The sequence below is a fragment of the Herminiimonas sp. genome (assembly GCF_030645555.1).
Taxonomy (GTDB): Bacteria; Pseudomonadota; Gammaproteobacteria; order Burkholderiales; family Burkholderiaceae_D; genus Oxalicibacterium.
Genome location: NZ_JAUSME010000076.1, coordinates 1 through 1,307, shown reverse-complemented (window position 1 = coordinate 1,307; position 1,307 = coordinate 1). Strand labels below are relative to the sequence as shown.

Below are 1,307 nucleotides of genomic sequence, written 5' to 3'. Positions count from 1 at the left end.
CAGCGCAGCATCCGGCACCTGGGCACCGTAGATGGAACGAGCCAGGCGGAGCTTGGTCCGTGTGCCGAAACTCAGTTGATCCGGCGCCACCGCAAATGTCAGATAGACCCGGGCAGCGTAATCGTCACCGGATTTTCTGGTCATGTCGGCGGCAGCAACAGGTGCATCAATCCGCCACTGCCAGCACAAGACAGGCGTTTTTTTCAGGTCGACCGTGACCGGTCGACCGAGCAAGGCCATGCTCTTGTTTGCCTTTGCCTCGATGGCAAGCACACCGTCCCATTTGCGGATTCCGTATTGGGTCGGCGGCACGCGCTGGTCGAGCTGTTCGATTTTCCACGGGGCCGGAATTGCGATATCGGTCTCGCTGAAACGCCCAACCCAGAGCGAATCAGCCGCGGCTGCGAAGGGAATGCCCATCCCAAGCAGGCAGGCCAGGAAACGACAAGAACTGGCCCGCGTAATGAGCGCAAACAGGCTGGTTTTCTTCATGATCGACATCTGGTTTACCCCCGGCGCCAGTGATGGAAACGTTCGACCCATGCCAGCAACTTCTGCGGCGCATGCGCTTTCTTCCAGTTGCCGGCGACGTACTTGTTGGCCTCGGCCAGCGTCGGGTAGATGTGGATGGTGCCAAGGATCTTGTTGAGACCAATGCCTTGCTTCATGGCCAGGACGTATTCGGCGATCAGGTCGCCGGCATGTTCGCCGACGATGGTAACGCCGAGGATCTTGTCCTTGCCCGGCACCGTCAGCACCTTGACGAAGCCATGCGCTTCACTATCGGCAATCGCCCGATCAAGGTCGTCGATCCCGTAGGTCGTGACCTCGCAGGGAATGCCTTTTTCCCTGGCTTCCAGTTCATTCAGGCCGACACGGGCGACTTCAGGCTCAACGAAGGTGGCCCACGGGATTACCGAATAGTCGGCCTTGAATTTCCTGAACGGGTCAAACAGCGCGTTGACTGCGGCATACCAGGCCTGGTGGGCCGCGGTATGCGTGAACTGGAAAGGACCGGCAACGTCGCCGGCGGCGTAAATATTCGGGTAATTGGTTTGCAGGAACTCGTTGGTATCAACGGTGCGACCGGTCGGGATACCCAGCTCTTCCAGCCCGAAGCCCTTCAGATTGGCGGCGCGCCCGACGGCAACGAGTACGGCATCGAACGGAATCCGGACATCCTGTCCTTCGCATTCGGCAATCAGCAGCTTCTCTCCGTTCTCGACAATGAACTGCCTGGCCCGGTGATTGACGAGTACGTCAATCCCTTCCGCACGGAAACGCCGGGTGACCAATTCGGAAACTTC

2 protein-coding genes are annotated in these 1,307 nt (G+C 59.1%); both read right to left on the bottom strand.

The genetic code is table 11. The annotated features are described in order from the left end of the window. A partial coding sequence (locus Q7T06_RS03095; protein ID WP_304779982.1) for a DUF3047 domain-containing protein occupies positions 1-501 on the bottom strand: 501 nt, incomplete at its 3' end. Positions 502-506: 5 nt separating this feature from the next. Then, positions 507-1,307, bottom strand: an 801-nt coding sequence (locus Q7T06_RS03090) for an FAD-dependent oxidoreductase (protein ID WP_304779978.1), incomplete at its 5' end; no start/stop codon positions are given.